The 15,121-nt window shown below is 72.5% G+C and carries 17 protein-coding genes and 1 tRNA gene; 12 read left to right on the top strand and 6 right to left on the bottom strand.

What is annotated here, in order from left to right; all coding sequences use genetic code 11:
• Nucleotides 1–20: 20 nt before the first annotated feature.
• Genes IEY30_RS13715 through IEY30_RS13705 form a run of 3 tightly spaced genes read left to right on the top strand, consistent with a single transcriptional unit; the run spans nucleotide 21 to nucleotide 2,784 of the window.
• Nucleotides 21–803, top strand: a complete 783-nt coding sequence (locus IEY30_RS13715; RefSeq protein ID WP_030199550.1) for an HpcH/HpaI aldolase family protein — start codon at nucleotides 21–23, stop codon at nucleotides 801–803.
• Nucleotides 800–2,035, top strand: a complete 1,236-nt coding sequence (locus IEY30_RS13710) for a sialidase family protein (RefSeq protein WP_030199554.1) — start codon at nucleotides 800–802, stop codon at nucleotides 2,033–2,035. Before IEY30_RS13715 ends, IEY30_RS13710 begins: the two co-directional genes overlap by 4 nt.
• An 8-nt stretch (nucleotides 2,036–2,043) precedes the next feature.
• On the top strand, nucleotides 2,044–2,784 hold the full coding sequence (locus tag IEY30_RS13705; protein ID WP_030199556.1) for an SDR family NAD(P)-dependent oxidoreductase: 741 nt from the start codon (nucleotides 2,044–2,046) through the stop codon (nucleotides 2,782–2,784).
• 47 nt (nucleotides 2,785–2,831) lie between these two features.
• Here the strand turns inward: IEY30_RS13705 and IEY30_RS13700 are convergent, their stop codons facing one another.
• The 3 genes from IEY30_RS13700 to IEY30_RS13690 form a co-directional block, all read right to left on the bottom strand.
• The gene (locus IEY30_RS13700; protein WP_030199559.1) at nucleotides 2,832–4,025 is read right to left on the bottom strand and encodes a thiolase family protein; all 1,194 of its coding nucleotides are present in this window, start codon (nucleotides 4,023–4,025) and stop codon (nucleotides 2,832–2,834) included.
• Between the two features lie 60 nt (nucleotides 4,026–4,085).
• Nucleotides 4,086–4,158 (bottom strand) — tRNA-Lys (locus IEY30_RS13695).
• Nucleotides 4,159–4,321: 163 nt separating this feature from the next.
• The gene (locus IEY30_RS13690) at nucleotides 4,322–4,837 is read right to left on the bottom strand and encodes a hypothetical protein (RefSeq protein WP_156035353.1); all 516 of its coding nucleotides are present in this window, start codon (nucleotides 4,835–4,837) and stop codon (nucleotides 4,322–4,324) included.
• A 737-nt stretch (nucleotides 4,838–5,574) separates the two neighbouring features.
• Here IEY30_RS13690 and IEY30_RS13685 point away from each other — a divergent pair.
• Entirely contained in the window at nucleotides 5,575–5,973 is a 399-nt protein-coding gene (locus IEY30_RS13685) for a hypothetical protein (protein WP_030199562.1), read from the top strand.
• A 121-nt stretch (nucleotides 5,974–6,094) separates the two neighbouring features.
• Nucleotides 6,095–6,616, top strand: a complete 522-nt coding sequence (locus IEY30_RS13680; RefSeq protein ID WP_030199564.1) for a YbhB/YbcL family Raf kinase inhibitor-like protein — start codon at nucleotides 6,095–6,097, stop codon at nucleotides 6,614–6,616.
• Nucleotides 6,617–6,701: 85 nt separating this feature from the next.
• Here the strand turns inward: IEY30_RS13680 and IEY30_RS13675 are convergent, their stop codons facing one another.
• Both IEY30_RS13675 and IEY30_RS13670 read right to left on the bottom strand, forming a co-directional pair.
• On the bottom strand, nucleotides 6,702–7,262 hold the full coding sequence (locus IEY30_RS13675; protein WP_030199566.1) for a mycothiol transferase: 561 nt from the start codon (nucleotides 7,260–7,262) through the stop codon (nucleotides 6,702–6,704).
• 70 nt (nucleotides 7,263–7,332) lie between these two features.
• Nucleotides 7,333–8,121, bottom strand: a complete 789-nt coding sequence (locus IEY30_RS13670) for a sigma-70 family RNA polymerase sigma factor (protein WP_030199575.1) — start codon at nucleotides 8,119–8,121, stop codon at nucleotides 7,333–7,335.
• A 187-nt stretch (nucleotides 8,122–8,308) separates the two neighbouring features.
• Here IEY30_RS13670 and IEY30_RS13665 point away from each other — a divergent pair, with 187 nt between their 5' ends.
• The 3 genes from IEY30_RS13665 to IEY30_RS13655 are packed head-to-tail and all read left to right on the top strand — an operon-like array spanning nucleotide 8,309 to nucleotide 11,132.
• Nucleotides 8,309–9,064 carry a (Fe-S)-binding protein gene (locus IEY30_RS13665; protein WP_030199579.1) on the top strand — a complete coding sequence of 252 codons (756 nt, stop codon included), beginning with the start codon at nucleotides 8,309–8,311 and terminating at the stop codon, nucleotides 9,062–9,064.
• Entirely contained in the window at nucleotides 9,061–10,551 is a 1,491-nt protein-coding gene (locus IEY30_RS13660) for a lactate utilization protein B (protein ID WP_030199583.1), read from the top strand. Before IEY30_RS13665 ends, IEY30_RS13660 begins: the two co-directional genes overlap by 4 nt.
• Nucleotides 10,548–11,132 carry a LutC/YkgG family protein gene (locus IEY30_RS13655; protein WP_030199586.1) on the top strand — a complete coding sequence of 195 codons (585 nt, stop codon included), beginning with the start codon at nucleotides 10,548–10,550 and terminating at the stop codon, nucleotides 11,130–11,132. The genes IEY30_RS13660 and IEY30_RS13655 overlap by 4 nt, the downstream gene beginning before the upstream one ends.
• Before the next feature lie 30 nt (nucleotides 11,133–11,162).
• On the opposite strand, the gene IEY30_RS13650 is transcribed toward IEY30_RS13655, so the two are convergent.
• On the bottom strand, nucleotides 11,163–12,014 hold the full coding sequence (locus IEY30_RS13650; protein WP_229675002.1) for a hypothetical protein: 852 nt from the start codon (nucleotides 12,012–12,014) through the stop codon (nucleotides 11,163–11,165).
• 52 nt (nucleotides 12,015–12,066) lie between these two features.
• Here IEY30_RS13650 and IEY30_RS13645 point away from each other — a divergent pair, with 52 nt between their 5' ends.
• From IEY30_RS13645 to IEY30_RS13630, 4 genes are all read left to right on the top strand, one after another.
• Nucleotides 12,067–12,678, top strand: a complete 612-nt coding sequence (locus IEY30_RS13645; RefSeq protein WP_030199592.1) for a hypothetical protein — start codon at nucleotides 12,067–12,069, stop codon at nucleotides 12,676–12,678.
• A gap of 357 nt (nucleotides 12,679–13,035) precedes the next feature.
• On the top strand, nucleotides 13,036–13,254 hold the full coding sequence (locus IEY30_RS13640) for a hypothetical protein (protein ID WP_043416871.1): 219 nt from the start codon (nucleotides 13,036–13,038) through the stop codon (nucleotides 13,252–13,254).
• Nucleotides 13,255–13,342: 88 nt separating this feature from the next.
• The gene (locus IEY30_RS13635; RefSeq protein WP_030199596.1) at nucleotides 13,343–13,963 is read left to right on the top strand and encodes a DUF47 domain-containing protein; all 621 of its coding nucleotides are present in this window, start codon (nucleotides 13,343–13,345) and stop codon (nucleotides 13,961–13,963) included.
• Between the two features lie 7 nt (nucleotides 13,964–13,970).
• Nucleotides 13,971–14,975: an inorganic phosphate transporter gene (locus tag IEY30_RS13630; RefSeq protein ID WP_030199599.1), complete on the top strand. Its 1,005-nt coding sequence runs from the start codon at nucleotides 13,971–13,973 to the stop codon at nucleotides 14,973–14,975.
• The last annotated feature ends 146 nt before the right edge of the window (nucleotides 14,976–15,121 follow it).

Genomic DNA, 15,121 nt, shown 5'->3' with positions numbered 1-15,121 from the left:
GAGGCGGCGGAGGGACCGCGATGGAGCGCAGCCGCGAGCGGGTGCTCGACTACGCCCGCCGGGTGCGGGCGCGCGAGACCATCCTCGGCTACTGGGTCATCATCGACTCACCGGTCTCGACCGAACGGCTCGCCCGTCTCGGCTACGACTACGTCTGCTTCGACGCCCAGCACGGGCTGCTCGACTACAAGGGCATCCTCGTCGGCATGCAGGCCATCGACGCCGGCGGCGAGTCCGTCGGCATGGTGCGGGTGGGTGCCAACGACCCCTTCCTCATCGGGCAGGCGCTCGACGCGGGCGCGGCGGGCGTCATCGTGCCCCTCGTCAACACCGCCGAGGACGCCGCCCGCGCCGTGTCCTACGCGAAGTACGGCCCGGAGGGCATCCGGTCCTACGGACCCATGCGCTCGCAGCTGCGGATCGGCCCCAACCCCGCCGACTCCAACGCGGCGACCGTCGTCCTCGCCATGATCGAGACGCCCCAGGGGCTCGAGAACGTCGAGGCCATCGCGGCGACGCCCGGCATCGACGGGCTCTACATCGGTCCGTCCGACCTGCGGCTCGCCGTGGGCGGTGCGACCTCGACCGACCCTGCCGTCGACGTCGTCTTCGAGGCCGCCGTCGAGCGGGTCCTCAAGGCGGCGCAGGACGCCGGCATCGCGGCCGGGTTCCACACTCCCAGTGGGGAGGTCGCAGCCAAGCGCCTCGGCCAGGGCTTCACGCTCGCCACGGTCAGCTCCGACCTCATCCACCTCGAGCAGGCTGCGACGGCCCACCTCAGGGCGGCGCGGGGAGAGTCGTGAGCGAGGTCGCCGCAGAGGTGCTCCCCGCCGACGGCATGCTGCGCGCTCGGGACGGAGGCGGCCACACGGCATACCTCCCCACCCCGACCGTGCAGTGCCACGCGGCCAACCTCGCGTGGCTGCCCGGTGGGGACCTCGCGTGCGTGTGGTTCGGCGGCACCCAGGAGGGCGTCAGCGACATCACCGCCTACCTCTCACGGCTGCCCGCCGGCAGCGACACGTGGCTGGACCCGGTGCCGCTCAGCGACGACCCCACGCGGTCGGAGCAGAATCCCATCCTCTTCACGGCGCCCGACGGGCACGTCTGGCTGCTCTACACGGCGCAGCTCGCCGGCAACCAGGACACGTCGGAGGTGCGTCGCCGCATGTCGCGCGACGGTGGGCAGACGTGGGAGCCGCCGACCGTGCTCCTCCCGGCGACCGAGACGGGTGGAGTCTTCGTGCGCCAGCCGCCGGTCGTGCTGGCGAGCGGGCGCATCCTGCTGCCGGTCTTCAACTGCGTGACCGTCCCGGGGGAGAAGTGGGTCGGCAACGAGGACACGTCGAGCGTCTGGTGCAGCGACGACGGCGGTGACTCGTGGACCGAGGTGACCGTGCCCGGCTCTCTCGGCTGCGTGCACATGAACATCGTCGTGCGACAGGACGGCTCGCTCTGGGCCTGCTTCCGCAGCCGGTGGGCCGACCACGTCTGGGAGACGACGTCGACCGATGACGGGCTGACCTGGGCCGAGCCCACGCCGACCGAGCTGCCCAACAACAACTCCTCGATCCAGGCCGTCGCGGTCGGTGGGGGAGAGGTCGCTCTCGTCCTCAACCGGAGCTCGGCCCTCGACGCCACCGAGCGGCGCGTGTCGCTCTACGACGAGATCGACGACGACGGGGTCATCGACGGCCTCGACGGTCCGGTCGTCGCCGAACCGTCGCCGGAATCCGTTGAGGCGCAAGGGCGCCGGACGGCCTTCTGGGGTGCGCCGCGTGCCCCGATGACCCTCGGCCTCAGCCCCGACGAGGGACGGTCGTGGCCGGTGCTCGTCGACCTCGAGACCGGCGACGGCTACTGCATGTCCAACAACTCGCGCGACGGGCTCAACCGCGAGCTGTCCTATCCCTCGGTGCTGCCCGGCCGTGACGGCGACCTGCACGTCGCCTACACCTACCACCGCCGCGCCATCAAGCACGTGCACCTGACCGCCGACGTCGTCGACCAGCTGCGGCGGGGCCCGTCCCGGTGATGCAGGCGATGGCCACGGCACGGCCCGAGCCGGCTCCCACCCCATCTGGCGAGCGCGCGACACGCAGCGCGGTCGTCACGGGGGCCAGCTCGGGCATCGGCCTCGCCATCGCCCACGACCTCGTCGGTGCCGGGTGGCACGTCCTCGGGCTCAGCCGCACACGTGGCGCGCTGCCGAGCGCTGCCACGTGGGTGCCGTGCGACCTGGCCGACGTGATCTCAGCCGACGAAGCCGTGCAGGCGGTGCGCGAGGCGGCGGCCGGTGGCGTGGACGCGATCGTCCACGCCGCCGGCCTGCAGTACTCCGCCGGCGTCGGTGCGCTCCGTCCGGACGACGGCGCCCGCATGTGGGCCGTGCACGTGCGCGGCGCCGAGCTGCTCGTGGGCGGACTCGTCGACGTGCTCGCCGACGGAGGCCGCGTCGTCCTCGTCGGCAGCCGCACCATGACCGGCGTGCCGGGCAAGAGCCAGTACGCCGCCACCAAGGCCGCGCTCGCCGCGATGGCCCGAGCGTGGGCCGCGGAGCTCGCGCCGCGCGGCATCACCGTCAACGTCGTCGCCCCCGGGCCGACCCGCACCCCCATGCTCGAGGACCCCAACCGCGCGTCGGTGCCGCCCGTCGTGCCGCCGCTCGGGCGGCTCGTCGAGCCGGCCGAGGTCGCGGGTCTGACCCGCTTCCTGCTCGAGCCGTCCGGCGCGATGGTGACCGGTCAGACGATGGTCATGTGCGGCGGCGCGTCACTGCCCTGAGCGACGGCCGCGGTTGTGCCTTTCGTATGCCGGGTGGCCGGCTCCCGTCAGGCCGTGACGTTCTCGAGGACGACCGCAAGACCCTGGCCGACCCCGATGCAGATGCAGGCGACGCCCCAGCGTCCACCCGAGCGCTGCAGGCTCCGGGCGAGGGTGCCGAGGATCCGCCCTCCCGAGGCCCCGAGCGGGTGGCCGATGGCGATGGCCCCACCGTGCCGGTTGACGATCTCGGGGTCGATGTCCCAGGCGTCGGTGCAGGCCAGCGACTGGGCGGCGAAGGCCTCGTTGAGCTCGACGGCCGAGACGTCCCCCCAGGTGATGCCGGCCCGGGCCAGGGCCCGGTTCGCGGCCTCGACCGGCGCGTAGCCGAAGTACTGCGGGTCGAGGGCGCTGGCCCCGCGGCCGGCGATGCGGGCGAGCGGCGCCAAGCCGAGGCGCTCCTGCGCGGCGCCGCTGCCGACGAGGACCGCGGAGGCGCCGTCGTTGAGCGGTGAGGCGTTTCCGGCCGTCACCGTGCCGCTCTCCTTGCGGAACGAGGTGCGCAGCGTCGCCAGGCGCTCGACGCTCGTGTCGGCCCGGATCGACTCGTCCCGGGCGAGGTCGACACCGGGGACGGGCACGACGAGGTCGTCGTAGAAGCCCTCGGTCCAGGCGGCATCCGCGAGGCGGTGCGACCGGGCGGCGAACTCGTCCTGCCGCTCACGCGTCACCCCGTGCCGCTCGCGCAGCTGCTCGGTCGCCTCACCCAGCGAGACCGTCCACTCCGCCGGCATCCTCGGGTTGACCAGGCGCCACCCCAACGTCGTCGACGACAGCTCGAGGTTGCCCACGGGGTACGGCTTGTCGGTCTTCGGCATGACCCAGGGCGCACGCGTCATCGACTCGACACCCCCGACGAGCACGACGTCGGCGTCACCTGTCTCGACCTGGCGCGACGCGATGATCGCAGCGTCGAGACTCGAGCCACAGAGCCGGTTGACGGTCGTGCCAGGGATGCTCGTCGGCAGCCCTGCGAGCAGGGTGGCCATGCGCGCGACGTTGCGGTTCTCCTCACCCGCACCGTTCGCGTTGCCGAAGACGACCTCGTCGACCACGCCCGCGTCGGAGGCGAGCCCGGGGGACCGGTCGACGACCGCGCGGACCACGAGCGCCGCGAGATCGTCGGGGCGGGACGCCGCGAGGGCTCCGCCGAAGCGGCCGAACGGAGTGCGGACGGCGTCGTAGACGAACGCGTCGTTCACGGTCGTGACTTCCTGTCGAGGCGGACGGCATACGACAGGCGCACGCCGGGCGTTACCGGGTGGGCCCCGTCGGGCTCGAACCGACGACCGGCGGATTAAAAGTCCGATGCTCTACCGACTGAGCTAGAGGCCCGCGGGGGTCGAGGACCCCGCGACGCCAGTATGCCGCAGCGGCCGGGGGCAGCCGAACCGGACCGACGGACCTGCACGCGCTCAGGTGCAGGGGCCGCCTGTGCGGGGGCGGCTCGGCTCCTGGCGGTCCGCCGGTCCGCCGTTGGTGGGTATCGGCCGGGTGATCAGTCCCGGCGTCCGCGCACCCAGTCCTCGAGCGATCCGTCGACGTGGTCGCGCACCACGACGGCCCACACGAGCACCGAGGCCGCGAACTCGCCCATCGGCGCCGCAGCGGCCACGTCGTCGCGGACGGCCGCGAAGCTCGCGCCGTCGGTGGGGCGGCGGAAGCGGAGGCGCGGCGAGTCGAGCACGACGGCCCGGGCCGCCGCAGGAAGGCTCTCGACGGTGGCGGGCCGCGCCGCGGCGACGGCCTGGCGCCGGAGGATCGCCCGCCACCGGATGAGACCTCCGACGGTGACGCCGACGGCCGCGGCGGCCAGCACGACGGCGGCGCCCAGGGCGAGGTCGGACTCGCCGACCTGCCAGACCCGGGTCACCGATCCGGCTCCCGCGGCAAGGACGAGCGCGACGACGAACGGCCACGCGAGACGCCACCACGCGGCATCACGCCTGAGCCGCTCCTGCTCGTAGAGGCGCGACGCCCACTCCCGGACGGCGAAGACCGGCACGTCGGTCACGGGCTCCGCCGGCTGCGGGACTGGCCCGTCGGAGTACCCGTCGGAGGACGGAGACGCAGGCGGCTTGGCGCGGTGCGCCTCTCGTTCCTTGCGCATCCTGGCCCCTGTCTGGTTTGTCACTTTCTGCGTCGTCCCAGACTAACGATCCGCAGGGGCGATGGCGCGCACGTCCAGCTCGGCGGTCGTGGCGCCCCGTCGCCACCCCTGGGGGATCAGTCGTCGGCTGCCCGATCGCCCTGGCGCGACACGGGACCCAGGGTGGTCCGCAGCTCACGACGGGCGGAGTCGACGACGGCTCGCCGGGCCCTGAACTGGTCTGGTCCGGCGCCGGGCGGTGCCGCGAGGTCGGCGCCGACCGCCTCGACGAGGCCACGCAGCAGACCTCGAACGTCCGTGGCGCGCTCCGCTCGTCCTGCGTCCGGGGCGGTCGTCGTCAGGCTGTGGAACGTCGCGTCGGCCTCGAGGAGCCGCGGTTGCGCAGCCGACCAGATCGCCCGTGCCTCAGCGGTGCTCGTGCCCGACAGGACCTGGGCGGCGAGTGAGTCCTCGACCCACGATGTCTCGAGCTCGGCCGCCGCGAGACGCTCGTCCCAGGCGCGGACCTCGGCCTGCGCGCGGCTGCGCCGGATGAGGTACCAGGCCAGCGCTCCCAGCGCGACGAGCGCGAGCAGCAGCCAGGGCCACCAGGTCGTCCCGCCGCCGTCGGACTGGCTCGGGGTGCGGCCTCAGGCGTCGCGGTGGGGCTGGGCGTGGCGGTGGGGGAGGGCGCCTCGGTCGTCGACGGCGTCGCCGTGACGGTCTGCGTCTCGGTGGCCGTCTGCGTCTGCGTGGCTGTCGCCGTGGCCGTGGCCGTGGCCGTGGCCGTGGCCGTCTCCGTCCTCGTCTCGGTCTTCGTCACGGTCTCTGGAGGGGGCGTCGCGGTGGGCCGTGTCGGGAGGGTGACCGGCGGCAACTCGACGGTCGGCAGGTTGATGCTGGGCCGAGACGTGGGCAACGAGATGGAACCGCCCCCGGAGCACGCCGCCAGCCCGGCCGGCACGAGGAGCGCGGTGACCAGGACGGCCAGGGCAGGGGTGCGTCTCATGCGCGATTGTCCGCGCACGGCACCCCGTCACTGCCTCACCCGCCCGGGGTGAAGCAGCGTGAAGCACGTGTGGAGGGGCCACGGACGTGAGGCGAGGTCGGCGCGCTCGTGTCGACGCGGCATACGGACTCGGTGGGTATGGTGCAAGCGTCAACGACTCGCAGGAGGACAGCATGAGCCTCGACCGACCGGTCGCCCCCAACCCCTACGACCTGTTGCCGCAGGTGCCGTCGTTCACCGTGACGAGCGCCGACGTCACCGACGGAGCCCCCCTCAAGGACGACCAGGTGGCCGACGCCGGCAACACCTCTCCGCAGCTGTCGTGGAGTGGTGCGCCGGAGGGCACGCAGAGCTACGTCGTCACGTGCTTCGACCCCGACGCCCCGACGCCGAGCGGCTTCTGGCACTGGGTGCTGGTCGACCTCCCTGCCGACGTCACGTCTCTCGACACCGGGGCTGCCTCGGCAGCCTTGCCCGGCAAGGCTTTCCACGTGCGCAACGACGGTGGCGAGCAGGGCTTCATGGGTGCCGCGCCGCCCGCTGGAGACATGCCGCACCGCTACTTCTTCGTCGTCCACGCGGTGTCCGAGCCGAGCCTCGGCGTCGACGACGCCGCGTCACCGGCGGTCGTGTCGTTCAACCTCGCCTTCAAGACCCTCGCTCGCGCCGTCATCCACGGCACCTACCAGCACTGAGCCCAGCACCGATGACGTATGCCGGGTCGCCCGTCGCGGCGGCCCGGCCCGGTCACGTGAAGGCGTAGTGACCGGACGTCGGCGTTCAGCCGTCGGGCGGGTCCTCGCCCACCGTGCCGTCGATGGCCTCGCGCAGCAGGTCCGCGTGCCCGCTGTGACGGGCGTACTCCTCGACGAAGTCGGAGACGAGCCGGCGCAGGTTCGCGTGCCGCCCGTCCGGCATCGACGCGTGGACCTCCTGGCCGAGGCCCCCGCGGTCGAGGGCGTCGGCCAGCCGCTGTCGCGACCGCTGCACGGCGTCGTCGAAGAGGGCGTAGAGCGTCTCCGGCGAGTCGTGGGCAGCGGACTCGAACTCCCAGTCGTTGCTGCCGTCCCAGCCGGTCGCGTCCCACGGCGGCCCGATGGGCTCGCCGCGCAGCTTGTGCGTGAAGGTGTAGTCCTCGCACGAGGCGAGGTGCTTGAGCAGTCCTCCGAGTGTCAGGCTCGAGGCGCCGACGCGGGCCGCGAGTCCGGCGGCGTCGAGGCCGTCCGCCTTCCACCGGAAGGTGGCTCGCATGCGCTCGAGGGAGCCGACGAGCTGCTCGACGTCATTGCCGGCCAGCGGCGGCTCCCACGGGGTCGGGTCCGTGGTCTGTGTCGTGGTCATGACCCGACGGTAGGAGTGGTCCCGGACGTTCGACGTCCGGCAGGCACGAACGGTCGGTGACCGACCGACGTCAGGCGCTGAGCAGCTCCGCGGAGTCGAGGTGCTCGCGCAGCTCCGCCAGCACGCGACGCAGCAGTCGGCTGACCTGCATCGCGCTGAGCCCCATCGTCTGGGCGATCTCCGCCTGCGTCATGTCGTGGGCGAAGCGCAGCTCGAGGATCTCCTGGTCGCGGGCGGGCAGCCGGCTGAGCGCGGTGCGCACGACGATGCCCTCGTCGAGCCCGGGGTCGGTCTGGTGGTCGGCGCGCGCGTCGACGAGGTCGAGCACGGGGCGACCGCCCTCCGTCGTGGTCGCGTCGAGCGAGGCCGGTCGAAGGTTCGTCGAGGCGACCTGCGCCTCCTTGACCTGCTCCAGCGTCAGGTCGAGCGCCGAGGCGAGGTCGGCCTGCGTGGGCTCGTGGCCGAGCATCTGCTCGAGACGCGTGCGGGCGTCGGTGACGAGCTGGCGGCGCTCCTGCAGGCCGCGCGGAGGGCGCACCAGCCAGCCGTGGTCGCGGAAGTGGCGGCGCAGCTCGCCGGTGATGGTGGGCGTCGCGTAGGCGCCGAACTCCGTCGCCTGGTCGAGGTCGAAGCGACGAATCGCCTTGAGCAGGGCGAGGAAAGCCACCTGCTCGAGGTCGTCGCGGTCGAGGCCCTTGCCGGAGTAGCGGTGGGCGAGGGAGCGGGCGAGCGGCATGTGCAGCCGGGTCACCGTCTCGAGTGCCGCCGACCTCTCGGTCTCGGAGGTCGAGGTGCGGAACGTGGTGATGAGCTCACGGGTGCGGGCGTCCTTGCGGGGACCGCGCGAAAGGTCGGTCATGTCTGCTCCATCCGAAGAAATCAGGGTGGCGGCGCCTTCTTGACCGACGACAGGAACCCTAGACAAAGTCTCAACATTGCACAAGCCCTAGACATGGACGGGGTCGAGAGCGGCCTTACAGGGGCGCCCTGGCCGAAGGCCTGGTCGCTCCCGCCCGCTCGCCCGCGTGCTGTGCGAGGGTGGTCGCATGCGAGTGGCGTTGATGGTGACCTGCATCAACGACGCGCTGTTCCCGGACGCCGGCAAGGCCGTCGTCACGCTCCTGCGCCGGCTGGGGGTCGACGTCGAGTTCCCCGCGGCCCAGACCTGCTGCGCCCAGCCCATGGTCAACACCGGCTACCTCGACGAGGCGGTCCCGGTCGTTCGCACCTTCGTGCGCGCGTTCGAGGGCTACGACGCCGTCGTCACGCCGTCCGGCTCGTGCGCCGGCTCGGCCCGCCACCAGCACTCCATCGTGGCAAGGCGATCCGGCGACGCAGGGCTCGCTGCCGCGGTGGCCGACGTCTCGCCCCGCGTCCACGAGCTGTCCGAGTTCCTCGTCGACGTCCTCGGGGTGGAGGACGTCGGTGCGTCCTTCCCGCACTCGGTCACCTACCACCCCACGTGCCACTCGCTGCGGATGCTCGGCGTCGGTGACCGACCGGAACGGCTGCTTCGTGCCGTCCGCGGCCTCCGGCTGCTCGACCTCCCACAGGCGGAGGAGTGCTGCGGCTTCGGCGGCACCTTCGCGGTCAAGAACGCCGACACCTCCGTGGCGATGGGCGCCGACAAGGCCCGTCACGTGCGCGAGTCCGGCGCCGAGGTGCTCGTCGCCGGCGACAGCTCGTGCCTCATGCACATCGGCGGGGTGCTCACCCGGCAACGGGCCGGCGTCCGGGTCATGCACCTCGCCGAGGTGCTGGCCTCGACCGAGGGGTCGACCGCTCGAGGGGTCGACCGATGAGCCGCACGTTCGTCGGCATGCCGCCGTTCCCCACCGCCGCCCGTGAGGCCCTGGCCGACCCGCAGCTGCGCAGCAACCTCGCGCACGCGACGGCGACGATCCGCGCCAAGCGGGCGGCAGTCGTGGCCGAGGTCGACGACTGGGAGGCGCTCCGGCTCCGGGCCGCAGCCATCAAGGACGACGTCCTGCTCCACCTCGACGATCACCTCGTGCGGCTCGAGGAGTCCCTGACGGCGCGTGGTGCCGTCGTGCACTGGGCCCGCACGGCCGAGGAGGCCTCGGAGGTCGTGGCGCAGGTCGCCCGGGCCCACGGCGTCGACGAGGTCGTCAAGGTCAAGTCGATGGCGACGCAGGAGGTGGAGCTCAACGAACACCTTGCGGCGCAAGGCATCTCGGCGTGGGAGACCGACCTCGCCGAGCTCATCGTCCAGCTCGGTGACGACCTGCCGAGCCACATCCTCGTGCCCGCCATCCACCGCAACCGCGCCGAGATCCGGGCCATCTTCGAGCGCGAGATGGCTCGGGTCGGACGCCCCGCACCCGCCGACCTGACCGACGACCCCGCCCGTCTCGCCGAGGCGGCGCGACTGCACCTGCGCGAGAAGTTCCTCCGCGCCAAGGTCGGCGTGAGTGGCGCCAACTTCGCCGTCGCCGACTCCGGCACCCTGGTCGTCGTCGAGTCCGAGGGCAACGGCCGCATGTGCCTGACCTTGCCCGAGGTGCTCGTGTCGGTGGTCGGCATCGAGAAGGTCGTACCGACGTGGACCGACCTCGACGTCTTCCTCACCCTGCTGCCGCGGTCGTCGACGGGGGAGCGGATGAACCCCTACACCTCCACGTGGTCCGGGGTGACGCCCGGCGACGGGCCGCAGGAGGTGCACGTCGTCCTGCTCGACAACGGTCGGACGCGCGCGCTCGCCGACGAGGTCGGCCGCCAGGCGCTCCGGTGCATCCGCTGCTCGGCCTGCCTCAACGTGTGTCCCGTCTACGAGCGCACGGGCGGGCACGCCTACGGCTCGGTCTATCCCGGTCCCATCGGCGCGATCCTCAACCCGCTCCTCAAGGGCGTCGGCCACGACGAGCAGACCGACTCGCTGCCCTACGCCTCGTCCCTCTGCGGCGCCTGCTTCGAGGCCTGTCCCGTCCGCATCGACATCCCGAGCGTCCTCGTGGACCTGCGCGCCCAGGTCGTCGACGCGCACCGCTCGGGCGTGCCCAAGCCCGAGGCGCTCGCGATGCGCGCCACTGCGGCGACCTTCAGCTCGGGCGCGCGGCTCGCTGCCGCCGAGCGCGCGTCGGGACTCGCGGGCCGTGCGTTCGACGCCCTCTCCTCCCTCACCCACCGCGGTCGCCGGGCGGGGGGCCGACGGCTGCTCGGTCGCCTCCCCGGCCCTGGCGCGGCGTGGACCGATGCCCGTGACCTTCCCGTCCCGCCGGCGGAGTCCTTCCGCGCGTGGTGGAAGCGCACCGAGGGCGGCACCCGGTGACGGCGCGCGACGAGATCCTCGCCGCCGTCCGAGCCGCCGTCGCCCCCGCCCGGCGCCCCGTCGACGTGCCCGCCCTCGACCGGCCCGAGCGCGAGCCCGACGTCGACCTCTTCGCCGAGCGCGTCGCCGACTACCGCGCCACCGTCGTGCGGTGCGCGCCCGACGGCGTCGACGCCGCCATCGCTGCGGCGCTGCCCGACGGCGCCTCGGTCGTCGTGCCCGAGGGGATGCCGTATGCCGTCCCGGGCGCGGTCACCGACGCGGCCCTGACCCCGACCGAGCTCGACGCCGTCACGGCCGTGGTCACCACGGCGACGGTCGCGATCGCGTCGACGGGCACCATCGTGCTCTCGCACGGGCCGGGGGAGGGTCGACGGGTGCTGACGCTCGTGCCCGACCTCCACGTCTGTGTCGTCCGAGCGGGCCAGGTCGTCGACGACGTCCCGGCCGCCGTGCGCCGGCTCGACCCGTCACGGCCCACGACGTGGATCAGCGGCCCGTCGGCGACCAGCGACATCGAGCTGAACCGCGTCGAAGGCGTCCACGGCCCACGCACGCTGCACGTCGTCCTCGTCGGGTGACACACGGCATACGCCATCGTCCCCGAGCGGTCAGCCGACGCGAGTCAGCTTGTAGTGCAAGCGAACTGCGGTCGCCGACCACATGCGCAGCTCGTGGTCCGTGCGCAGCACACCCTCGCCGTCGACGTAGACGCGGAAGCGCTCGTGGATCGGCGCGCGCGACGCGTGGTCGCGGCCCGACCCCCTGACGACGACGTAGGCGCCGTCGCTGCCGAAGGCGCCCGGTGGCGAGTCGAGCTGCAGCGAACCGTCCGGCAGCACCGTGGGGCGCAGGAAGACCTGCACGTTGCCGGCCTCGAGCGGGAAGGTCACGTGCACGCTCGCCCGGTCGGCGCCGGGGAGCCCCCGGCTCGCGTAGCACCCGCTGTAGACGAACTCGCCCGTGGACCGCAGCGACCGGATCCAGCCGGCGGCCCGCTGACCGCCGCCCGCGTCGGTGATGACGGCGACCCGGCTGTCCATCCCGTGCGCGACGTCGAGGGGCCGCATCGGCAGGGCCAGCTGCTGCACGCGCCGGCCGAAGAAGCGTGACACGAGCTCGCCGCCGGGCTGGAAGGCGGCGGTCCACTGCGTCCACACCTCCATCCGCCAGCGCGACGTGTGCTCGTAGAAGTCACGGACGTCGGGGTGCAGGTCGGCGGCCCTGAAACCGGGGCCGTCGAGCACCGTGAGATCAGGGAGCAGGCCTGCCCCGTCGACGTCTTCGCGCACGTGGCCGCCCCAGCGTGCAGCGGCGCTCGCCAGCCAGGCGTCGCCGATGACAGAGCCGTCGTGCACGGGCGCGTCCAGCCACGCGTGCGCGCCGGTGAGGTCGACGGGTCGTCCCGTCGTGCGCCAGAACGTGCGGGTCACGCGGTCGAGGCGCGGCATCAGTGAGCTCACGAGCGCAGCGTGCCAGACGGGCGGCGTCGGTGCCGGGGGTTAGCCTGCTGGGATGAGCGAGAGCGACCACCGCGCCCCCAGACGGCCGGCCTTCTTCAGCGAGGCGGCCCTCGAGGCGCACGGTCCCGCCTACGACCCCACCGAGCAGATCCACGTCGCCCACGAGACGGCGCTGGCTCTCGTGCACGCCGGGCGCGCCGCCGCCGACCCTGCCGTCACCCGCAAGCTCGTCGCGCTCGTCGACGACATCGGCCTGTCGACCCTCGCCGAGCTGTGGTCGCAGCGTCCCGCTCGCTCGCTCCCCGGGGCGCTGTGGCGTCTCTACGTGCTGCGTGAGTGGGTCCGTCGCGCCCCCGAGGAGGCCAGCCGGGAGTATGCCGCGGGCATCCGTTTCACCGGACCCAACCACGCCGTCGCCGGGGCCGCCGAGCCGCCTGGGCCCCAGGAGATGAGCCGTGTCATCGACGAGGTGCTGCGTGGCGTCTTCGAGGGCGACCTGGCCGTGGCGCTCGAACGCGCCTCTGCCTTCTGCCGCGTCGTCTCCGCGGGACGTGCCGACATCTCGCTCGGTGACGAGGCCGCCGAGCAGGCCGCCAACGTCCTCGTCATGGCCGAGGACCTCACGGTGTGCGCCCGGCTGTGGCGTGCCGACGCCCTCGACTGAGCCGACCCGCGCGTCGCACCGTGGGGCCGGCAGCCGGGAGGCTTCGGCCCTTGCGTCCTGACGTCTTTGGTGATCCGTATCGGCGCCTTTATCCTTGAACGCGCGTCGGGTCGTGGTAGCCCCGGGTCCCAAATTCAGCCGCTACGAGCGGCCCTGTGCCGAGAGGCGCTCCCGACCCGACGCAACCTCCCCGTCCGGCCTGTCGTGGGATCCGCGGCGGCTCGAGGGCCGCGTGACGCGGCCCCGCCGCATGGCCGGCGCAACCGTCCCGGGACAAACCTTGTACCACGAGCGGATGTCCATCTTGCTTGGGGCCTTCCCCCCACGCGGCCCGGAGCGGGCGCCTAGATTGAACCCATGACGCCCGCCGAGGAGCGGTCCGGTGACCTGCTCGACGTCGCCCTTGCCGACGAGATCGAACTGGTGAGCGACCTCGTCGTCGCCGCCTCGTCCAGTCCGCGTCACTTCACGCCCGAGGAGGTCGACGAGCTGCTCGGGGTGCAGGGGACCGCGGACGACGACCCCGCTCCGGCTGACGACACGGCTGACGACGCGGGGGTCGACCCGGCCGGGTGAACGCCGGATTGACGCTCGGTTGCGCTGGAGTGACCTCGACGCCGTAGCATCTTCCCCGGACCAGCCCTCGATCGACCGGAGCATCCCCGTGGGTTTTCGCCTCACACCCCAGGACACGAGCTTTTTCACTCTCTTCACCTCCTCCGCACAACTCCTCGTCGAGGCGACCCGGGAGCTGACCCGCTTCCTCGAGGTCGAGCCCTCGCAGCGGCAGCAGGTGGCTGACCGGCTCAAGGACCTCGAGCACGCCGCCGACGACGCGACGCACGAGCTCATCAACAAGGTGAACAGCTCGTTCATCACGCCGTTCGACCGCGAGGACATCCACAACCTCGCCGCGTCCCTCGACGACTGCATGGACTACATCGAGGAGACCGCCGACCTCATCGTGCTCTACCGCATGGGTGAGATCCCCGAGGGTCTCGCCGAGCAGTTCGAGATCCTCGCTCGCATGGCCGAGGTGACCGCCGAGGCCATGCCGCGGCTGCGCTCGATGAAGGACCTCAAGAGCTACTGGATCGAGATCAACCGCCTCGAGAACCAGGCCGACTCGCTCCACCGCAAGATGGTGGCCGCCCTCTTCAACAACTCGCCCGACCCGGTCAACGTGATCAAGGTCAAGGCCATCGTCGACGGCTTCGAGAACGCCGCCGATGCGTTCGAGAAGGTGGCCCACGTCGTCGAGGGCATCGCGGTCAAGGAGTCCTGACCGACTGATGGACACGACCATCCCCGTCCTCGGGGTCGGTGCGGTCATCGCACTGGCCATGGGCTTCAACTACACCAACGGCTTCCACGACGCGGCCAACGCGATCGCGACCTCGGTCTCGACGCGGGCGCTGACACCTCGGGTGGCCCTCGCCATGGCGGCGGTCGCCAACCTCTTCGGCGCCTTCTTCGGCGCCAAGGTGGCCAAGACGATCGGCTCCGGCATCATCGAGCAGCCGCAGGGCGTCGACGGCCTCTGGCTCGTCGCGGCAGCCCTCGTCGGCGCCATCGGCTGGAACCTGCTGACCTGGTGGTTCGGGCTCCCGTCCTCGTCGTCGCACGCCCTCATCGGCGGCCTCGGTGGCGCAGCGCTCGTCGCCGGCGTCGCCGTGCAGTGGACCGTCATCTGGGAGAAGGTCATCATCCCGATGATCGCCTCCCCGATCATCGGCCTCGTGCTCGGCTACCTCGTCATGACGGCGATCTTCTGGATCTTCCGCAACGCCAACCCCGGCCGGGTCACGCGCGGCTTCCGGTTGGCCCAGACCGCGTCGGCGGCCGCGATGGCCTTCGGCCACGGCCTGCAGGACGCCGCCAAGACCGCCGGTGTCGTCGTGCTCGCGCTCAACATCTCCGGGCACCACACCGACGACAGCATCCCGATCTGGGTGCTCGTGCTCTCGGCCATCGTCATCTCCCTGGGGACGTATGCCGGTGGGTGGCGCATCATGCGCACGCTCGGCCGCCGCATCATCGACCTCACGCCGCCGCAGGGCTTCGCGGCCGAGACGACGGCCGCGGCGATCCTCTACGTCGCCGGCCTGTCCTTCGGGGCCCCCATCTCGACGACGCACACGATCACCTCGGCGATCATGGGCGTCGGCGCGACCAAGCGTCTCTCCGCGGTGCGGTGGAGCGTGGCCGGCAACATCGTCGGCGCCTGGGTGCTCACCTTCCCGGGAGCAGGCCTCGTCGCCGTCGTCGCCTGGTACGCCACGTCGATCTTCCGCTGACCGGCACGCGCTGACCGGCGCGCACCGGGCGGCCACAGCCACACGGCAAACGCCACACGGCATAAGAGAAGTGCCCACCCGAGACCTCGGGTGGGCACTTCTCCTGCGTCGCTGCGAAGCCCGCGGGCCTGCGAGCCTCGACGACC

This window comes from Terrabacter tumescens (genome assembly GCF_014646815.1).
Classification (GTDB): domain Bacteria; phylum Actinomycetota; class Actinomycetes; order Actinomycetales; family Dermatophilaceae; genus Terrabacter; species Terrabacter tumescens.
This window is presented reverse-complemented; position numbering and strand designations above follow the sequence as displayed.

What these genes read in the sequence shown, in the direction of transcription:
- IEY30_RS13715 (WP_030199550.1), top strand. Translation starts at nt 21, where the DNA reads ATGGAGCGCAGCCGCGAGCGGGTGCTCGACTACGCCCGCCGGGTGCGG.
- IEY30_RS13705 (WP_030199556.1), top strand. Translation starts at nt 2,044, where the DNA reads ATGGCCACGGCACGGCCCGAGCCGGCTCCCACCCCATCTGGCGAGCGC.
- IEY30_RS13680 (WP_030199564.1), top strand. Translation starts at nt 6,095, where the DNA reads ATGAGCCTCGACCGACCGGTCGCCCCCAACCCCTACGACCTGTTGCCG.
- IEY30_RS13675 (WP_030199566.1), bottom strand. Translation starts at nt 7,262, where the DNA reads ATGACCACGACACAGACCACGGACCCGACCCCGTGGGAGCCGCCGCTG.
- IEY30_RS13670 (WP_030199575.1), bottom strand. Translation starts at nt 8,121, where the DNA reads ATGACCGACCTTTCGCGCGGTCCCCGCAAGGACGCCCGCACCCGTGAG.
- IEY30_RS13665 (WP_030199579.1), top strand. Translation starts at nt 8,309, where the DNA reads ATGCGAGTGGCGTTGATGGTGACCTGCATCAACGACGCGCTGTTCCCG.
- IEY30_RS13660 (WP_030199583.1), top strand. Translation starts at nt 9,061, where the DNA reads ATGAGCCGCACGTTCGTCGGCATGCCGCCGTTCCCCACCGCCGCCCGT.
- IEY30_RS13645 (WP_030199592.1), top strand. Translation starts at nt 12,067, where the DNA reads ATGAGCGAGAGCGACCACCGCGCCCCCAGACGGCCGGCCTTCTTCAGC.
- IEY30_RS13640 (WP_043416871.1), top strand. Translation starts at nt 13,036, where the DNA reads ATGACGCCCGCCGAGGAGCGGTCCGGTGACCTGCTCGACGTCGCCCTT.
- IEY30_RS13630 (WP_030199599.1), top strand. Translation starts at nt 13,971, where the DNA reads ATGGACACGACCATCCCCGTCCTCGGGGTCGGTGCGGTCATCGCACTG.